This is a genomic window from Micrococcus sp. iso_26 (genome assembly GCF_056172975.1).
Window position 1 is genome coordinate 46409 of the sequence record NZ_CM149652.1, and the last position, 18545, is coordinate 64953.

An 18545-nucleotide genomic window follows, 5' to 3' on the forward strand; every position below is an offset into this window, starting at 1 on the left:
CGCGCCGGTGATTAGGGTACCGTGGGGCGCGTGGCTCAGTACTGTGGTGTGATCGGAGAGGCGCTCGTCGACGTCGTGGTCTCGGACACCGCGACCCCCCGCGTGCACGTCGGGGGCAGCCCCCTGAACGTGGCCGTGGGCCTGAGTCGGCTGGAGCGGCCCGTCCTGTTCGCCGGCCGCCTCGGCCGCGATGCGCACGGGGACATGATCGCCTCGCATCTGCGGGAGAACGGCGTGCGCTGCCTGCTCGAGCCGGATGCCGCCGCCACCTCCGTGGCCACCGCCCGCCTGGACCCCACGGGCGCCGCCAGCTATGAGTTCGAGCTGGACTGGACGCTGCCGCCCGCCGCCGCGCTCGCCCGGGACTTCGACGACGCCGCCGGCGGCCCGCTGCACCACATGCATGCCGGCTCCATCGCCACCATGCTCGCCCCCGGCGACGCCGAGGTGATGGCCCTGCTCGAGCGGATCTCCGCGGTCACGACCATCAGCTACGACCCCAACGTGCGGCCCACGATCGTGCCGGACCGGGCGTTCGCCCGCGCCCGCGCGGAGGAGTCCGTGCGGCTGGCGGACGTGGTGCACGCCTCGGACGAGGACATCGCGTGGCTGTACCCGGACCGCCCGCTGCGCGAGTCGCTGCAGGCGTGGCAGCAGATGGGCCCGGCGTTCGTGGTGATGACCCGCGGCGCCGAGGACATCGTGGCCGTCACCGCGCACGGCGTGGTGGAGCGCCCGATCGTGCCCGTGGACGTCGCGGACACCGTGGGCGCCGGCGACTCGTTCACCGCCGCCCTGCTCGCCGCCCTCGACGACCGCTCCCTGCTCGGCGCCGCGAACCGCGGCCGCCTGCACGCGATGGACCCGGCCGACGTCGAGTCGGTGCTGATCTACGCCTCCCGCGCGTCGGCGATCACGGCCTCCCGCCCGGGGGCGGACCCGCCCACGCGGGCCGAGCTGGCGGACTGACCCCACGCCCTCCCGTCCCCGCACGAATCTGTTGCGCATCCGACCCTTCCGGCGGGCGGGGACGCCCCCAGAAGGGTCAGAGACGCAGACGATCCCGGCCGCCTCAGAGCAGGCCCAGCCCTCGCACGGCGTCGCGCTCGGCCTCCAGCTCGGCGACGGTCGCGGCCAGCCGCCCGCCCTCACCCGGCAGCACGGACTCGTCCGGCTCCAGCCCCGGCACGATCCGCCACGCGGTGCCGCCGTCGGAGGTCACGGGGAACGAGCTGATCAGCCCCTCCGGCACCCCGTAGGAGCCGTCCGAGACCACCGCGGCCGACGTCCGGCGCGGCGCACCGTCCGCGTCCACACCGGTGCCGAGGGTCCAGTCGCGCATGTGATCGATCGCCGCGGACGCCGCCGACGCCGCCGAGCTCGCCCCGCGCACCTCGATGATCTCCGCGCCCCGCCTCGCCACGCGCGGCACGAACTCCTCGCTCGCCCACACCGGGTCCACCACCTCGAGCGCCGGCCGCCACGTCCCGTCCACCCGCACGCGGGCGTGGGTGAGGTCCGGGAACTGGGTGGCGGAGTGGTTGCCCCAGATCGTCACGCCGGACACGTCCGTCACCGCGACGCCGGCCCGCGCCGCCAGCTGCGCCACGGCCCGGTTGTGGTCCAGCCGGGTCAGCGCCGTGAAGCGCTCGGCCGGCACGTCCGGGGCGTGCGCGGCGGCGATCAGCGCGTTGGTGTTGGCCGGGTTCCCGACGACGACGACCCGCACGTCCTGCGCCGCGTGGTCGTTGATCGCCCGGCCCTGCGGCCCGAAGATCCCGCCGTTCGCCTCGAGCAGGTCGCCGCGCTCCATGCCCTTCGTGCGCGGCCGTGCGCCGACGAGCAGCGCGTGCTGCACCCCGTCGAAGGCGCGGGCCGGGTCCTCCGTGACCTCCACGTCGGCCAGCAGCGGGAAGGCCGCGTCGGCGAGCTCCATGGCGGTGCCCTCCGCGGCGCCCAGGGCGGCCGGGATCTCGAGCAGGCGCAGCCGGACCGGGGTGTCCGGGCCGAGCATCCCGCCGGCGGCGATGCGGAAGAGCAGCGCGTAGCCGATGTTGCCGGCGGCGCCGGTGACGGTGACCGTGCGGGGCGTCGTCGACGCGGGGTCCGGGGCGGTGTCCTGTGCGGTGGTCTGCTGTGCGGTGTCCACGCCCCCATCGTGCCCCCGCTCGCCCGCGGAGGACACCCCGGCCCGCCGCACGGCCCCGGCCTAGACTGGGCGCATGCCCGCCCTGCCCCTGCCCTCGCGCCGTCCGCGGATGATCGCGACGGACCTGGACGGCACCATCATCGGGTACCGGCACACGCGGTCGGGGCGCCTGAGCCCGCGCACCATCGCGGCGCTGCGCGAGGCCCACGACGCCGGCGTCGAGGTGGTGTTCGTGACCGGCCGTCCCCTCCGCTGGCTCGGCCCGCTGAGCGCGCAGCTGGGTCCCGTCGGCCCGGTGATCTGCTCCAACGGCGCCGTCGTCGTGGACACCGCCACGGACGACGTCCTGATCGCCCACCCCATGCCCGTCGAGGCCGTGTGGACCGCCACGGACCGGCTGCGCGCGCTGGACCGCACCGTGTCCTTCGGTGCCGAGACCCTCGAGGGCTTCTTCTGGGAGCACGCGTTCTCCGAGCGCGCGGAGTTCCGGGCCGAGGTCCACGCGGCGGCCACGCTCGAGGCCGCGCTGCCGGGTCGGCTGGGCGTGGTGAAGCTGCTGGCCCGCTCGGACACCCTGTCCCCGGACGCCTTCCTCGCCGCGGCCCGCGCCGAGCTGGACGAGCTCGTGAGCGCCACGCACTCCGCGCCCGGCATCGCGCTCGTGGAGATGTCCGCGCCCGGCGTGCACAAGGCGGCGACCCTCGCCGAGTTCGCCGCGAGCCGGGGGGTCGCGCCGGCCGACGTCGTCGCGTTCGGGGACATGCCCAACGACCTGGAGATGCTCCAGTGGGCCGGTCTCGGCCTGGCCGTGGCCTCGGGCCACCCGTCGCTGCTGGCCGCGGCGGACGGCGTGGTCGGGGCGTGCGACGACGACGGGGTGGCCGCCACCGTCGAACGCCTGCTGGAGCTGCCCACGGACTGAGCCGCGGGCCGCCCCCGGCGGGTCAGAGGAACTCGTTCGGGTCGAACGCCTCGACGTCGATCACGCGCAGGCGCGGCAGGGACGAGTCGAACGCGCCCACCGCGTGCTCCAGGTCGAAGAACTCGACCCCGGGGATGCGGCGCAGCTCGTGGGAGAGGAACTCCTCGAAGCCCATGATCCCGGTGCGTCGGCCCGGCGTGGCCGCGAGGTCGGTGAGCTGGGGGGCGAAGTCGGCGTCGTGGCTGACGAGGACGACGTCGTCCTCCCGGCCCAGCAGCGCCTCCGCGGTGCGCTGGATGCCGATGTCCACGACCTTGCCCTCGCCCCGCAGCATGATCGGCTGGAAGCCGAGGGCGGTGAGCGCCTGGACGAACGGGATGGGGATCTCACCGTCGATGGCGAGGAAGAACAGGCCCTTGACCGGCTGGTCCCAGCGGTCCTCGAGGTAGCCGAGCAGGCGCTTCCAGCGTGGCCGCTCGTCGGGCTGGGGGCGCCGCTGCAGGATGGACGTGCCGAGGGTGGCGTCGATGTTCTCGCCGTCGATCAGCAGGTAGGTGGTTCGCTCGCTCACGCTCTCGAGGCTACCCGCTGGGGTGGACGTCGGTCAGCGCGCGCGGTCGAACGGGGCCGTCAGCAGGCGGACGACGCCCTCCAGCGGCCCCGCGCGGAACGGGCCGATACGCACGACGGCCCGCCACAGCAGCGGCAGCAGCAGCGCGCCGGCCACCAGCACGGCCAGGTTGAACCACGTGTCGTCCGTGCCCGTGGCGCTGCGCCACGGCCCGGGTCCGAGCCCCCGCACCCAGCCGAGGTACCACAGGTGCGCCACGTACACGGACAGCGTCATCGCGCCGGGCACGGCCAGCAGCCCGGCCCGCGGCGGCGCGAGGGCCGCGCACCCGCCGAGCACGGTCAGCACGAGGCCCGTGTCCAGCAGGGCCTCCGCGGGGGTCGCCGTGGAGGGCACGGGGGCGGCGCCGGTCTGCGTCCGGGACAGGGCGAGCACGACGCCGGCCAGCGCGATCCCCCCGGCCGCCCAGGCGAGCCCCGTGAGCCGTGCGCGCCGGGCCGGGGCCGCCGTCGTCGTGCCGTGGACGGTGGCGACCAGCACCGCCCCCAGCAGCGCCCACGCGAGGAACAGGGGGAGACGGTACGGGCCGTCCGTGAGGAACGCGGAGACCCACGGGGTCAGCGTCGCGCGGCTCAGCCCGAGCGCCTGCGCGGCGGGGAGGAGCCGGTCGACGACGTCGGCCGTCGGTGTGGCGGCGAGCAGGAGGCCGCCTCCGCCGGCCAGGACGGCGAGCACGAGGTGCGCGGCGAGGGGGAGGGCGGCCAGCAGTGCCATGAGCACCGTGAGCACAGCCAGGTGCGCCAGCACGTTCACGACGGCCGCCCCGAAGAGCCCGGTCAGCCACGCCGCCCCGAACAGGGCGGCCGCCCGCACAAGCGCGCGGGGCACGGCCCGGCCACGGCCCAGCCACTCCACCTCGAGGCGCGCGCCCACGCCCACGAGCGCCGCGAACAGGGGCGCGGTGAGGTGCTCGGAGAGGTGGAGCACCCCACCCGGGCCGCCGGCGGGCGCCGTGTGGGCGACCATCATCGCGACCAGGGCCAGGCCGCGCGCGACGTCCACCCAGACCAGGCGGCCCCGGGCGGTGTGGGTGGCGGCGGGAGCGTGGGAGGAGGGGGCGGGCACGGCGACCTCCGAGGTGGGGGACTCAGTCCAGGACGCGGGTGAGGTCGGCGTCCTCGTAGCGGACCGGCTTCGAGCCGGTGACGAGCTTGTGGCCGAGCCACAGCGCGAGGAACAGGGGCAGGCCGATGTACGCGCTGGCCACGGCCACGAGGTCCACGTCGCCCATGAACGCCTGGTAGTTCTGGCCGAGGATCACGACGGCGCACATGACCAGCGCGACGATCGGGCCCAGGGGGAACAGGAAGGCGCGGTAGGGCAGGTCCTTCGGGTCGTGGCCCTGCGCGACGTAGGCCCGCCGGAACCGGTAGTGGCTCCAGGCGATGCCCATCCACACGATGAACCCGGCCAGGCCCGAGGCGGAGACGAGCCACACGTAGGCGGCGCCGTCCCCGATGAACGTGGTCAGGAAGCACGCCGCGCCCACCGCGGTGGTGGCGTAGAGGGCGTTCATGGGCACGCCGCGCCGGTTCACCTTCGCCAGGAAGCGCGGGGCCTTGCCGGAGTCGGCCAGGGCCCAGAGCATGCGGGTGGAGGCGTACAGGCCCGAGTTGCCCGCGGAGAGGATGGCCGTGAGGATCACGGCGTTCATCACGGAGGCGGCGGCGAGCACGCCCGCGTTCTCGAAGACGAGCGTGAACGGGGAGATCGAGATGTCCTCGACGTCGCTGCCCAGCAGGTGGGGGCTGGTGTAGGGGATGAGGAAGCCGACGACGGTGATTGCGCCGACGTAGAAGAGCAGGATGCGCACGAACACGGTGCGGATCGCCTTGGGCACGTTCTTCTCCGGGTCCTCGGCCTCGCCCGCGGCCACGCCGACCAGCTCGGTGCCCTGGAAGGAGAAGCCGGCCACCATGAAGATCGCCAGGATGCCGGCGCCGCCGCCCACGAAGGGGGCCTCGCCGTCCGTCCAGTTGTGGAAGCCGGGGGAGGAGCCGCCGAGGATGCCGACGATCATCAGGACGCCGAGCACCAGGAAGATCACCACCGTGGCGACCTTGATGAGCGAGAACCAGAACTCGCTCTCGCCGTAGGCGCGCGTGGAGAGGGCGTTGAGGCCGAAGAGCAGCGCGAGGAAGATCGCGGACCAGATCCACGAGGGCACGTCCGGGAGCCAGTACCGCATGATCAGGGCCGCCGCGACGAGCTCGGCGGCCACCGTGATCGCCCAGTTGTACCAGTAGTTCCAGCCGATGGCGAAGCCGAACGAGGGGCTCACGAAGCGGGTCGAGTACTCCTCGAACGCGCCGGAGACCGGCAGGTACGTGGACATCTCGCCGAGCGACTGCATCAGCAGGAACACCATGAAGCCGATGGCCACATAGGCCACGAGGGCGCCACCGGGGCCGGCGGTCGCGATGGTGTTGCCCGAGGCCACGAACAGGCCCGTGCCGATGGCGCCGCCCATCGCGATCATCGTCAGGTGCCGGGACTTGAGGGTGCGTTGCAGGGAGCCGCCCTCATGGGTGGCGTGGGCGGCGGAGGCGGCCGGCGTCGACGGGGACGTCCGGGGTGCGCTGGTGTCCACGGTGGCCTTTCGGTGGAGGAGCGGTCGGACGCGCGTCGAAGGCCGCGGCGTCCCACCCTGCTGCACGGTGGTAGAAGGGTATCCCGGCCGGGCGCGTCCGTCAGACGGCGGGGACGAGTTCGGCGCGCAGCGCCGCCGTGAACGCGTCCACGTCCTCCTCGGTCGTGTCGAAGCCGCACACCCAGCGCACCTCGCGGCGCGCCGCGTCCCAGTCGTAGAACCGGAAGCGGGCGCGCAGCCGGTCGGCCACGCCCTCGGGCAGGACGGCGAACACGGCGTTGGCGTCCGTGGCCTGCGTGAACTCGACGCCGGCCAGCGAGCCGTCGGCGACCCCCGCCTCGATGACGGCGCGCAGCCGGGCGGCCATGGCGTTGGCGTGGCGGGCGGAGCGCAGGTACAGGTCGCCGTCGAACAGGGCGAGCAGCTGCGCCGAGACGAAGCGCATCTTCGAGGCCAGCTGCATCTGGTTCTTGCGCAGGTACACGAGGCCGTCCGCGGCGTCCGGGTCGAGCACGACGACGGCCTCGGCCAGCAGCGCCCCGTTCTTGGTGCCGCCGAGGGAGAGCACGTCCACGCCGACGTCGGTGGTGAAGGCGCGCAGCGGCAGGCCCAGGGAGGCCGCGGCATTGGCGATGCGGGCGCCGTCCATGTAGACGCGCATCCCGTGCTCGTGGGCGTAGTCCGTGATGGCCTTGACCTCGTCCGGGGTGTAGACCGTGCCGAGCTCGGTGGACTGGGTGAGGTAGACGACCAGGGGCTGGGCGCGGTGCTCGTCACCCCAGCCCCAGGCCTCGGCGGCGATCAGCTCGGGGGTGAGCTTGCCGTCGTCGGTGGCCACGGGCAGCAGCTTGATGCCGGCGGACTTCTCGGGCGCGCCGCCCTCGTCCACGTGGATGTGCGCGGTGTCCGCGCAGATCACCGCGCCCCAGCGGGGCAGCATGGCCTGGAGCCCGACGACGTTCGCCCCGGTCCCGTTGAACATCGGCCACGCGGTGGCGTCCTTGCCGAAGTGCTGGGCCACGACCTCCTGGAGGCGGGCCGTGTACACGTCCTCGCCGTAGGCGACCTGGTGGCCCCCGTTGGCCTCGGCGATCGCCGCGAGCACCTCCGGGTGGACGCCGGAGTAGTTGTCCGAGGCGAAGCCCCGCTCCTGCGGATCGTGGATCCTCTGCATGTCAGTCCGTTCCCTTCTCCTGGAGCGTGAGGACGGCGTCGTTCAGCGCGCCCGCCTCAGCCTTCCACAGTCGCGCGTACTCCTCGGCCAGCCGTTCCTCGAGCCCGGCGAGGGACTTCACGCGGAACACGACGGCCGCCGAGCGCAGCGGCGCCTCCGCGTCCCGGGCGGCCTTGGCCCAGCCCTGCGCGACCGCGCGGGTCCATGCCTCGCTCGCCGCCTTCACCGCGGCGTAGTTCGCGCCGCCGGCGAGCGGCCGGGTCACCGCCGTGGACGAGACGATCGCGAGGCGACCGGCGGACGAGGCCCGCAGGTCGTCGTCGAGGGCCCGGCTCACGTGCCGCAGCGCCGTGAACGAGGCCTCGAGGGCGCGGTAGTCCTCCTCGGTCTGGCCGGCGAGGCCCCCGCCGCCGCGCCAGCCGCCCACCAGGTGGAGCAGGCCGTCGATCCGGGTGCCGCGGGCGTGCAGGTCCTCGACGAGGCCGCGGACGGCGGTCTCGTCCGTGAGGTCCAGGGCCGCGGTCTCGGCGCCGAGTTCGGCGAGGGGGGCGAGCTTCGCGGCGTCGCGCCCGGTCGCGACGACGTGCGCGCCGGCGTCGAGGAGGGTGCGGGCGGCGGCCCGGCCCGAGGCGCTCGTGGCGCCCGCGATCAGGACGGCGCGGTCGGTCAGGGCGGCCACGGGTCAGGCGTCCGTGCCGCGGATCCCGGCGGTGGACTCGATGACGCCGCACATCTTCTTCTCGAGGGCCTCGAAGAACATGGACAGCGGGAACTCGTCGTCGAGCACGAGGTCGGTGTAGCCCTTGGGCGGGCCGGCGAGCACCTCGCGCGGCAGGCCCTGCGCCCACACGGAGGCCGGGTGCGGGGTGACCACGGAGGCGACGAGCTCGTAGGCCTGGAGCCAGTGCACGGTCTTGGGGCGGTCGATGGACTCCCAGTAGAGCGTGTCGATGGCGTCGCCCAGCTCGACGACGGCGTTGGCGAGCCGGTCCCAGTCCACGCTGAGCTCGACGTCGCGCCACTGGATCACGTCCTTGCGGTGCAGCCAGGCGAAGAGCAGCTGGCCGCCGAGGCCGTCGTAGTTGCGGACGCGGGAGCCGGTGAGGGCGAAGCGGAAGACGCGGTCGAAGAGGACGGCGTGCTGCACGAGCCCGGCGTGGCGGCGGGTCTGCTCCTCGAGCGCGGTGAGCTGCTCACCGGCGGCGGCGCGCGCCGTGAGGCGGCGCTCGATCGCCACGCACTCGCGGAAGGCGGTCATGTCGCAGCGCATCTCCTCGAGCGTGTAGAGGAAGAAGGGCATGCGCTGCTTGATCATGAACGGGTCGAAGGGCAGATCGCCGCGCATGTGCGTGCGGTCGTGGATGAGGTCCCACATCACGAAGGTGCCCTCGGCGAGCTCCTGGCAGGAGAGCAGTTCGGCGAGCTCGGCCGGGAGCTCGAGCTGGGTGATCTCGGCGGCGGCGGTGACGACCCGGCGGAAGCGGGCGGCCTCGCGGTCCTGGAAGATGGCGCCCCACGTGAAGGTGGGGATCTCGCGCATGGCCACGGTCTCGGGGAAGAGCACGGCGGAGTTCGTGTCGTAGCCGGGGGTGAAGTCGATCAGGCGCAGGGAGAGGAAGAGGCGGTTGCCGTAGTCGCCGGCCTCCAGTGCGGCGATGAACTCGGGCCAGATGGTCTCGACGACGAGGGCCTCCACGTGCCGGTCGGGGGAGCCGTTCTGCGTGTACATCGGGAAGACCACGAGGTGCCGGACGCCGTCGACGCGGTGCTCCTGCGGCTGGAAGGCGATGAGGGAGTCCAGGAAGTCGGGCTCGGCGAAGCCGCCGTCGGCCCAGCGGGCGAAGTCGCGGGGCAGGGCGGCGAGGTAGGCGGCGTCGTGCGGGAAGAGCGGGGCGAGCTCCTCGACGGCGGCGACGATGGTCTCCACGTGCTCACGCGCGGCGGCGTGGTCCGCCGGGTCCGGGATGGAGCCGTCCTTGACCTGCAGGGGCTGCAGGGCGGTGGCGGCGGCCTTGAGGCGGAGCCAGGCCGGGTGGGTCTCGATGGTGCGCGCGTCGGCCGGGGTCTCCGGGACGACGACGTCGGTCCGGGCGGGCTGCAGAATGGTGGACATGGAACCCTCCTGAGGTCGAAGCGCCGGAAAATATCCGGTGACGCGAATCACTTGCCGGAAGGGTTCCATGAGGGCATGGGGCTGTCAACCCGGCGGCTGGGGCCGGCTGATAGCGTGCGGCGCATGGACGACCCTGTCGACGCGCGGCTCGCGGCCGCCGTCTCCCATGACCCGCGCGCCACGCTCGCCCAGCTCTCCGAGCGGGTCGGCCTCTCGACCTCCGCGGTGCAGGCGCGCCTGCGCCGGCTCGAGAGCACGGGCGTGATCACGGGCTACCGTGCGCTGCTCGACCCCGAGGCCGTGGGCAGGCCGCTCTCCGCGTTCATCGAGATCAGCCCGCTGGACCCGCGCCAGCCCGACGACGCCCCCGAGCTCCTCGAGTCCATCGCGGCGATCGAGGCGTGCCACTCCGTGGCCGGCGACGCCGCGTACATGCTCTTCGTGCGCGTGGGCTCACCGCGCGAGCTCGAGGCCCTCGTGACGGAGATCCGACAGACGGCGTCGGTGTCCACCCGGACCATCGTGGTGCTGCAGACCTTCTACGAGCACCGCCCCATGCTGGAGTTGCCGGCGGAGGACTGAGGGCGGGCGCGTCGGCCCCACCTGTCACGTGAGTGGTCGGAATGAGGGCGGGTCTGACGCTCATTCCGACCTCTCGCGTTCCCGGCTGCGGCAGCGGGCACTCGGCCGTCCGTCCCCGCTACGGTGATCCCGTGCGTCCGACCTCGCCCCGTCCCGCCCCCGCCTACCTCACCGACTCCGTCCCCGCCCGTCGCGGCCACCCGCTGGGGTTCGCGCACCGGGGCGCCGCCGTCGACCGGGAGAACTCCCTGGCCGCGTTCGTGGACGCCCACGCCGCCGGGTTCACCTACCTCGAGCTGGACGTGCGCACCACGGCGGACGGCGAGCTCGTCGTGTTCCACGACGAGACCCTGGACCGCGTCAGCACGGGCCGCGGCCGGCTGCGCGACCACACGTGGGAGCGGCTGGCGGACGTCACGGTCGGCGGGGAGCCGCTGCTGCGCTTCACCGAACTGCTCACGGCGCTCCCCGAGGCGCGCCTCAACGTGGACCTCAAGGACCGCGCGTCGGCCCCGGCCCTGGCCCGCATCCTCGCCGAGCACGGCGCGTGGGACCGCGTGCTCGTCGCCTCGTTCCACGACTCGCGGCGCCGCCTCTTCCGGCGCGCCCTCGCCCGCCTCGGCCACCCCGAGCGGGCGTACGGGCCGGAGCGGGTGGCGACGTCGGGCGGGGCGGCCGCCATCGCGGCGCTCGTGACGCTGGGCCCGCTGGGACTGACCCGCTGGCTGCGCCGGTACGCCCTCGACGTCGACTGCGTGCAGGTGCCCGTCCGGCACGGCCGCGTGCCCGTGGCCACCGCCGACTTCGTGCGGCGGTGCCACGCGGCGGGCCTGCCGGTGCACGTGTGGGTCGTGGACGAGCCCGCGGAGATCGAGCGCCTGCTCGACCTCGGCGTCGACGGCGTCATGACCGACCGCGTCGACGTCCTCGCTGAGGTCTACGCCCGACGCGGCTTCTGGCCGCAGCGCTGATCCCCGCCCCCTCAGAGCATCTTCGGCAGCAGCGCCCGCTTCATCCGCCCGTACGGCGGGTACGCGGTCTTGAGCGTGTCCACCTGGTCCGACTTCGTGATGGACGGGCGCAGGTGGGAGAACGTCTCGAACCCGTGGATGCCGTGGTACGCGCCCATCCCGGACGCGCCGATCCCGCCGAACGGCAGCGTCGCGATGCCGGCGTGCAGCAGGCCGACGTCGTAGCCGAGGCCGCCGGCCTGTACCTGGTCGTCGAACGCGCGGTGGTAGCTCGGCCGGTCCGTGAAGAGGTAGGCGGCCAGCGGGTGCGGGCGCTCCGCGATGAAGTCCAGGGCGTCCTGGAAGGTGTCCACGGTCAGCACGGGCAGGATCGGGCCGAACAGCTCCTCCTGCATGAGCGCGCCGTCGGGCCGCACGCCCGTCACCACGGTCGGCGCCATGTACCGTCCTGCCACATCCACGTCGCCGCCGACGAGCAGCTCGGCGCCGGCGTCGAGGTCCGTCTGGAGCATCTCCCGCAGCCGCTCCGCGTGCTCGGCGGAGATGAGCCGGCCGTAGTCCTTCGACGCGCGGGGGTCGTCGCCGTAGAACTCGCGCAGGGTTGCGGGGAGCTCGGCGGTCACCTGGCGCAGCGCGGCCTCGCCGACGGCCAGCACGTAGTCCGGGGCCACGCACGTCTGGCCCGCGTTGGTGAACTTCGCCCACGCGATGCGGCGGGCCATCGCTCCCGTGTTCCGCGACGGCGTCACCACCGCCGGCGACTTGCCGCCCAGCTCGAGCGTCACGGGGGAGAGGGTCTTCGCCGCCGCCTCGTAGACGATCCGGCCCACGCGCTCCCCGCCGGTGTAGAGGATGTGGTCCCACGGCTCCGCCAGCAGCGCGGTGTTGCACTCCTTGCCGCCCGCCACCACGGAGACCAGCGCGGAGTCCAGGTACTGCGGCACCAGCTCCCGCAGCGCCGCCGCCGTGGCCGGGGCCTTCTCCGACGGGCTGAGCACCACCGTGTTGCCGGCCGCCAGCGCACCCACGACCGGGGCGAGCGCGAGCTGCACCGGGTAGTTCCACGCGCCGATGACCAGCACGAGACCCTTGGGCCGCGGCCTGACCTCCGCGCTCGCGGGCCGCAGGGCCAGCGGCAGCTTCACGGGCCGCGGCTCCATCCAGTCGGTCAGGTGCAGCAGCGCGTGGTCCACCTCGGAGCGCACCGAGACGATCTCCGTGATCAGCGCCTCGGTGGCCGGCTTGCCCAGGTCCGTGCCGAGCGCCGCGACGAACCGGTCCGCGTGCTCGGTCAGCATCCGCTTCAGGCCCTTGAGCTGGCGCACCCGCACCGCGCGCGGGTGGGCGGCGCGGGAGCGGGCGGCGGCGCGCAGCCGCTCGACGGCGGCCCGCGGCTCCTCGGGTCGGGGCCCGGCCGGCGCGATCGGCAGGGCCTCGGTGGGCAACGGCTCGCGGACCGGATCGTCGGCGGGGGAGTCGGGGGAGTCGGTGGTCAGACCGGGGGGCTGCGTGCTCATGCCGGCCACGCTACCGAGCGGCCCTGTGCGGCGGCAGGGCGGGGCGCCGTCGTCGTCCTCCGGCCGCTGGTGCCGCCCCGACGGGCGCCACGACGTTTTCGTTCGGGAAACGGCGCGCGCGCCCGGCCGTTTCCCGAACGAAAGCGGTGCGACACGCCGCCGTTTCCCGAACGAAAGCGGGCGGGGGTGGGGGTCAGCCGATGACCGCGTCCACCAGCCGCTGCGCCTCCGCCTGCACCTGCGTCAGGTGCTCGGGGCCGCGGAAGGACTCCGCGTAGATCTTGTAGACGTCCTCGGTGCCGGAGGGCCGCGCCGCGAACCACGCGTGCTGCGTGACCACCTTGAGCCCGCCGATCGGGGCGCCGTTGCCCGGGGCGTTGGTCAGCGTCGCGAGGATGGTCTCGCCGGCCAGCTCGGTCACGGGGACGTCGTCGGGGGAGAGGGTCTTCAGCTTCGCCTTCTGCTCGGCGGTCGCGGGGGCGTCGATGCGCGCGTACGCCGGGTCGCCGTGCAGGGCCACGAGGTCGCGGTACCGCTCGGACGGGGACTGGCCCGTCACGGCGATGATCTCCGCGGCCAGCAGGCACAGCAGCAGCCCGTCCTTGTCCGTGGACCATGGGCTGCCGTCGAACTGCACGAAGGACGCGCCCGCGGACTCCTCGCCGCCGAACACGCCGGTGCCCGTCAGCAGTCCCGGCACGAACCACTTGAAGCCCACCGGCACCTCCACGAGCTCGCGGCCCAGGTCCCCGGCCACGCGGTCGATCATCGAGGAGCTCACCAGGGTCTTGCCCACGCCCGCGCTCTGGGGCCACTGCTCGCGGTGGCGGTACAGGTAGTCGATGGCCACGGCGAGGTAGTGGTTCGGGTTCATCAGCTCGCCGTCCGGGGTGACGATCCCGTGCCGGTCCGCGTCGGCGTCGTTGCCGGTGGCGACGTCGAAGGGCACCTGCCCGTCCGCGTCCGGGGTCATCCGCTCGATCAGCGAGGCCATTGCGTTCGGCGACGAGCAGTCCATGCGGATCTTGCCGTCCCAGTCCAGGGTCATGAACCCGAATCGCGGGTCCACCTCCGGGTTCACCACGGTCAGATCCAGCCCGTGGCGGTCGGCGATCTCGCCCCAGTACGCCACGGACGCCCCGCCCATGGGGTCGGCACCGATGCGCACGCCCGCCTCGCGGATCGCCTCCACGTCGATCACCTGCGGCAGATCGGACACGTACCGGTCCAGGAAGTCGAAGCCGCCCAGCTTCGCGTGGCCGGCGACGTCGGCGCTCGCCACCCGGTGCACGCCCGCCAGCCCGGCGGCGAGCAGCTCGTTGGCGCGGTCGGCGATCCACGTGGTCGCCTCGGTGTCCGCGGGGCCGCCGTGGGGCGGGTTGTACTTGAAGCCGCCGTCCGCGGGCGGGTTGTGCGAGGGGGTGATCACGAGGCCGTCCACGAGGCCGGCGTTGTCCCCGTCCACCGCAAAGCCCGACGGCGACAGCTCGCGCCCGGCGTTCAGGTGCAGGATCGCGTGGGAGACGGCGGGGGTGGGCGTGTAGCCGCCGCGGGAGTCGACGAGCACCTCGACGTCGTTGCCGAGCAGCACCTCGACGGCGGTGTCCTGCGCGGGCCCGGACAGGGCGTGCGTGTCCTTGCCGACGAGGACCGGCCCCGTGATCCCGTGGTGCGCGCGGTACTCGACCACGGCCTGCGTGATGGCGGCGATGTGGTCGTCGTTGAACGAGGTCGTGAACGCGGAGCCGCGGTGGCCGGAGGTGCCGAACACGACCTTCTGCGCCGGATCCGTCACGTCCGGGTGACCGGTGCGGTACGCCTCCAGGAGGGCGTCGACGTCGATGAGGTCCTGCGGCAGGGCGGGGGTGCCGGGACGCTCGGCGGCGGGCAGGGCGGCGGTGTTCTCGGTCATGTGCCTCACCTTGGCACGGGCGGGCGGACGGGGGAAGACGCGCGGCCCAGCGGGACGACGCCGGCGGTCACTCCCGGCAGCCGGCGCACAGCCCCCAGTAGTAGACCTCGGCCTCGTCGACCGCGAAGCCGTGGCCCTCGGGGGCGTCGAGGCACGGGGCGGAGCCGGTGCGGCACGGCACGTCGACGACCGTGCCGCAGCCGCGGCACACGAGGTGGTGGTGGTTGTCGCCCGTGCAGATCTCGTAGCGGGCCGGGGAGCCGGCGGGCTGCAGGGAGCGCACGAGCCCGGCCTCGGTGAGCGCGTGGAGGCAGTCGTAGACGGCCTGGTGCGAGGTGCCGGGCAGGGCCCGACGCACGGCGGTCAGCACGGTGGACGCGTCCGCGTGGGGGTGGTCGGCGAGGGCGGTCAGCACCGCCAGGCGGGGCCGGGTCACGCGCAGGCCGACGCCGCGCAGCAGCGTGCGCTCGTCCTCATCCCGCGTCGTGGTCTCCATGCCAGTCGATCCCATCCGGTTCTCTGGAACATGTCAAGAAAGAGCGGGCCGCTTCGCCCCCGGCGCATCGGCCATTCCCCGCCGTGCCCGTGCTGACTACGGTGAATCCTCGACCCCGGGGCGCACCGGCCCGGGCGCCGTCGACGAGGAGGTCCCCACCCATGGCCCAGCCCGAGCCCGTCCGTCTCGTCCCGGGTGGAGCCGTGGACCGCCCGGCCGAGCAGGCCCTCCTCGCGGCCGCCGCGGCCTGCGACGGGGACGTCGACGCGATGGTCGAGCTGCTCCGTGCGGCGTCCGGCGCCGCGTCCGGCGAGGACGCCGCCCCGCTCGACCTGCCGCTGACCGGCGCGGGGCGCACCCGCGAGCAGTGGGAGCTGCTCGCCTCCGTCGCCGCGCAGGACCTCTCGGCCGCCCGCGTGCTCGAGCCCCATCTGGACGCGCTCTCGATCCTGTCCCAGGCCGGCGTCCCCGCCCCGGCCGGGCTGCTCGGCGTCTACGCCTCCGAGTCCGGCGGCCGCACCCCGGCCCTGCGCCCCGCCCCGGACGGCCCCGACACCGCCTGGCTGCTCGACGGTGAGAAGCCGTGGTGCTCGCTCGCGGACCGGTGCGCGGCCGCCGTCGTGACCGGCCGGGAGGCGGACGGCACCCGCCGTGCTGTGCTCGTGGACCTGTCCCACCCCGGTGTGGCCGAGACCGACTCGGCCTGGCCCGCGCTCGGCCTCGCCCCGATCCGCACGGTGGGCCTGGCCTTCGACGCCGTCCCCGGCAGTGCCGTCGGCGGCGCCGAGTGGTACCTGCGCCGGCCCGGCTTCGCGTGGGGCGGCATCGGCGTGGCGGCGGTGTGGTTCGGCGGCGCCGTCGGCATCGCCCGCACTCTGCGGAACGCCACCGCCGCCCGCGCGGCCGCCGAGGCCGAGGGCCGCGGACCGGGCCCGGACCAGATCGGCCAGGCGGCGCTCGGCCGCGTCGACCGGCTGCTCCATGCGATGGCCGCCCTGCTCGCCCGTGCCGCCGACGACGTGGACGCCGGCCGCCTGGACCACGGCCGCGGCATGGTCGAGGCCGACCGGATCCGCGGCACCGTGGCGCAGCTGTGCACCGAGGTGATGGACGTCGTCGGGCAGGCCACCGGCCCCGGCCCGCTCACCGGCAGCGCCGCGCACGCCCGCGCCGTCGCCGACCTGCAGGTCTACCTGCGCCAGCACCACGGACACCGCGACGACGCCCGGCTGGGCGCCGCGCTCCTGACCGGCGAGACCGACGGCGGCTGGACGTGGTGAGCTTCTCCCACACCGACGACGGCACGTCCGAGGCGGCCTGGGCCGAGGGCGGCGTCGGCGAGCTGCCGGAGCTGCGCCTGCCCGTCTGGGACGCGCAGACGCTGCTGCTCGTGGCCGTGGCGCACCCGGACGACGAGACCCTCGCCGCCACCGGCCTGATCCGCTCCGCCCTGCGCGGCGGGGCACGCGTGCACGTGCTGGTCGCCACCGCCGGCGAGGCCTCCCACCCGCACTCGCCCACGCACACGCCCGCGGACCTGGTCCGGCTGCGCCGGGACGAGATGGAGCACGCCCTCGACGCCCTCGCCGCCGGCCTGCCCGCCTCCGCAGGCCCCGGCTCCCCGGCGCGGGACCGGCTGACCTGGGCGTCCCTGGCCCTGCCCGACTCCGGCGTGGCCGAGCACGAGGACGCCGTGCGCGACGCCGTCGCCGCGGCCCTCGACGCCCACCCCGGCCCCGCCGTGCTCGCCTCCCACGACCCGGGCGACGGCCACGCGGACCACGAGGCCGTAGGCCGGGCCGTCGGCGCGGTCGCGGGCGAGTGCGACCTGCCGCTCTACGCCTTCCCCATCTGGTTCTGGCACTGGGCCGACCCGGCCGACCTGCCCGCCCGCCGCTACCGGCGGCTGCCGCTCACCGACGACGACCGTGCCGCCCGCCGTGCCGCCCTCGACGCGCACGCCTCCCAGGTCCGGCCCCTCTCCGCCGCGCCCGGCGACGAGGCGATCCTCGGCCCCGCCGTGCTCGCCCACCACGAGCGCCCGTTCGAGGCCCACCGCGTCTCCGGCCCCGACGACGCCGACGCCCACCGGGCCGCCGCCGTCTTCGACCGGCTCTACCGGGCCCAGGAGGACCCGTGGCGCTACCTCAGCTCGTCGTACGAGGCCCGCAAGCGGGCGCTCACCCTCGCCGCCCTGCCCCGGCCCCGCTACGGGACCGTGGTGGAGGCGGGCGCGTCCATCGGCGTGCTCACCGCGGACGTGGCCGCGCGCGCGGACCGCGTGGTCGGCCTCGAGGCGTCCTCCACCGCCGTCGAGCGCGCCGCCGCCCGGCTGGCCGGCACGCCGCACGCCGAGGTGCGCCGAGCCGTGCTGCCCGCGGACTGGCCGGCCGACGTCGCCGGCGCGGACCTCGTGATCGCCTCCGAGATCGGCTACTTCCTGCAGCCCGAGGAGCTCGACGCGCTGATCGACGACGCCGACGCCGCGCTCGCCCCCGGCGGCGAGCTGCTGCTGTGCCACTGGCGCCACCCCATCGAGGGCTGGCCGCTGGACGGGGACGCCGTGCACGCGCGCGTCGCCGCCGACCCGCGCTGGCGGCTGCGCACCGAGCTCGTGGAGGACGATTTCCGGCTCAGCCTCCACGTGCGGGCCGCCGCCGCGACCCACGCCGTCGTCGTGGTGCCCGCCAAGGACGAGCAGGAGCGGCTGCCGGCCGCGCTCGCGGCCCTCACCGCCGCCCTGGACCGCTGGGAGGAGCACCACGCGCAGGGCACGGCCGCGGTCGTGGTCGCCGCGGACCGCTGCGACGACGCCACGGTGGCCGCCGCCCTCGAGGCCCGCGCCGCCGACCCGCGCATCCACGTCCTCGAACTGGGGGAGCCGACCGCCGGGCAGGCCGGCGTCGGGCGGGCCCGCGTCGAGGGCGCCCGCCGGGCCCGCGCGCTGTTCCCCGACGTGCCCGCCGAGCGCCTCTGGCTCGCCTCCACCGACGCGGACAGCCGCGTCCCCGCCGACTGGCTGCTGGCGCAGACCGTGGCCGCCGGCCGCGACGAGGCGCTCGTGCTGGGCACGGTGGACGTGCGCCAGGGGCCGCTGCGGCAGGCCTGGCTCCGCGGCTACCGGCACGAGGAGGGGCACGCGCACGTGCACGGGGCGAACCTGGGGCTGCCGTGGTCGCTGTATGAGGCCGTGGGCGGGTTCCCGCCGGTGGCCGAGCACGAGGACGTCGGCCTGGCCGAGGCCGTGCGGGCCCTGGCGGGGGAGCGCGACGGCGGTGACGGCCGCCGGGTGCGCGTGATCGCCACCGACACCACCCGCGTGCTCACCTCGTCCCGCCTGGAGGGGCGGACCCCCGGCGGGTTCTCCGGGTACCTCAAGGCGGTGGGCCGGCCCGGGTGAGGCCGGCCGGGGAGCAGGGGTACGGGGCCGGGCCGGGTCCGGGGGGCACCGCCAAGACTCGGCACCGGACCGCGACGCCCCGAACCGG

16 protein-coding genes are annotated in these 18545 nt (G+C 74.9%); 6 read left to right on the plus strand and 10 right to left on the minus strand.

The genetic code is table 11. The annotated features are described in order from the left end of the window. Window positions 1–48: 48 nt before the first annotated feature. The gene (locus AC0VX0_RS00225; protein ID WP_010079702.1) at window positions 49–969 is read left to right on the plus strand and encodes a carbohydrate kinase family protein; all 921 of its coding nucleotides are present in this window, start codon (window positions 49–51) and stop codon (window positions 967–969) included. 103 nt (window positions 970–1072) lie between these two features. Here AC0VX0_RS00225 and AC0VX0_RS00230 read toward each other — a convergent pair whose 3' ends face one another. Next, on the minus strand, window positions 1073–2149 hold the full coding sequence (locus AC0VX0_RS00230) for a malate dehydrogenase (RefSeq protein WP_041103497.1): 1077 nt from the start codon (window positions 2147–2149) through the stop codon (window positions 1073–1075). A gap of 73 nt (window positions 2150–2222) precedes the next feature. On the opposite strand from AC0VX0_RS00230, the gene AC0VX0_RS00235 reads away from it, so the two are divergent. Next, window positions 2223–3071, plus strand: a complete 849-nt coding sequence (locus AC0VX0_RS00235) for an HAD family hydrolase (RefSeq protein ID WP_041103498.1) — start codon at window positions 2223–2225, stop codon at window positions 3069–3071. A 22-nt stretch (window positions 3072–3093) separates the two neighbouring features. On the opposite strand, the gene AC0VX0_RS00240 is transcribed toward AC0VX0_RS00235, so the two are convergent. The 6 genes from AC0VX0_RS00240 to AC0VX0_RS00265 all read right to left on the minus strand — a co-directional run bounded on the left by AC0VX0_RS00240 (window position 3094) and on the right by AC0VX0_RS00265 (window position 9579). Beyond that, entirely contained in the window at window positions 3094–3642 is a 549-nt protein-coding gene (locus tag AC0VX0_RS00240; RefSeq protein ID WP_036316538.1) for an NYN domain-containing protein, read from the minus strand. 33 nt (window positions 3643–3675) lie between these two features. Beyond that, a complete protein-coding gene (locus AC0VX0_RS00245) occupies window positions 3676–4767 on the minus strand; it encodes a hypothetical protein (protein ID WP_396829684.1) in 1092 nt (363 codons plus the stop codon). A 22-nt stretch (window positions 4768–4789) separates the two neighbouring features. Then, window positions 4790–6292 carry an amino acid permease gene (locus tag AC0VX0_RS00250; RefSeq protein WP_036316542.1) on the minus strand — a complete coding sequence of 501 codons (1503 nt, stop codon included), beginning with the start codon at window positions 6290–6292 and terminating at the stop codon, window positions 4790–4792. Between the two features lie 100 nt (window positions 6293–6392). Continuing rightward, window positions 6393–7466: a threonine aldolase family protein gene (locus AC0VX0_RS00255; protein ID WP_041103500.1), complete on the minus strand. Its 1074-nt coding sequence runs from the start codon at window positions 7464–7466 to the stop codon at window positions 6393–6395. A gap of 1 nt (window position 7467) precedes the next feature. Beyond that, entirely contained in the window at window positions 7468–8145 is a 678-nt protein-coding gene (locus tag AC0VX0_RS00260) for an SDR family NAD(P)-dependent oxidoreductase (protein WP_036316546.1), read from the minus strand. A 3-nt stretch (window positions 8146–8148) separates the two neighbouring features. Beyond that, window positions 8149–9579, minus strand: coding sequence for a DUF6421 family protein (locus AC0VX0_RS00265; RefSeq protein ID WP_357013023.1), 1431 nt, complete (start codon window positions 9577–9579; stop codon window positions 8149–8151). A 123-nt stretch (window positions 9580–9702) separates the two neighbouring features. On the opposite strand from AC0VX0_RS00265, the gene AC0VX0_RS00270 reads away from it, so the two are divergent. Continuing rightward, complete coding sequence (locus AC0VX0_RS00270; RefSeq protein ID WP_206481390.1) at window positions 9703–10161, plus strand: Lrp/AsnC family transcriptional regulator; 459 nt, start codon at window positions 9703–9705, stop codon at window positions 10159–10161. 131 nt (window positions 10162–10292) lie between these two features. Next, window positions 10293–11132 (plus strand): glycerophosphodiester phosphodiesterase family protein, encoded by an 840-nt coding sequence (locus AC0VX0_RS00275; RefSeq protein ID WP_357013024.1) that lies wholly within the window; start codon window positions 10293–10295, stop codon window positions 11130–11132. Between the two features lie 11 nt (window positions 11133–11143). Here the strand turns inward: AC0VX0_RS00275 and AC0VX0_RS00280 are convergent, their stop codons facing one another. From AC0VX0_RS00280 to AC0VX0_RS00290, 3 genes are all read right to left on the minus strand, one after another. Beyond that, window positions 11144–12649: an aldehyde dehydrogenase family protein gene (locus AC0VX0_RS00280; RefSeq protein ID WP_061867219.1), complete on the minus strand. Its 1506-nt coding sequence runs from the start codon at window positions 12647–12649 to the stop codon at window positions 11144–11146. Window positions 12650–12842: 193 nt separating this feature from the next. Beyond that, complete coding sequence (pgm, locus tag AC0VX0_RS00285; RefSeq protein WP_119217637.1) at window positions 12843–14561, minus strand: phosphoglucomutase (alpha-D-glucose-1,6-bisphosphate-dependent); 1719 nt, start codon at window positions 14559–14561, stop codon at window positions 12843–12845. Window positions 14562–14628: 67 nt separating this feature from the next. Further along, on the minus strand, window positions 14629–15057 hold the full coding sequence (locus AC0VX0_RS00290; protein WP_119217636.1) for a Fur family transcriptional regulator: 429 nt from the start codon (window positions 15055–15057) through the stop codon (window positions 14629–14631). A gap of 161 nt (window positions 15058–15218) precedes the next feature. On the opposite strand from AC0VX0_RS00290, the gene AC0VX0_RS00295 reads away from it, so the two are divergent. Together AC0VX0_RS00295 and AC0VX0_RS00300 are read left to right on the plus strand one after the other, a co-directional pair. Continuing rightward, complete coding sequence (locus tag AC0VX0_RS00295) at window positions 15219–16337, plus strand: acyl-CoA dehydrogenase family protein (protein WP_221844566.1); 1119 nt, start codon at window positions 15219–15221, stop codon at window positions 16335–16337. Then, window positions 16334–18457: a PIG-L family deacetylase gene (locus AC0VX0_RS00300; protein WP_041103514.1), complete on the plus strand. Its 2124-nt coding sequence runs from the start codon at window positions 16334–16336 to the stop codon at window positions 18455–18457. Before AC0VX0_RS00295 ends, AC0VX0_RS00300 begins: the two co-directional genes overlap by 4 nt. Window positions 18458–18545: the final 88 nt, after the last annotated feature.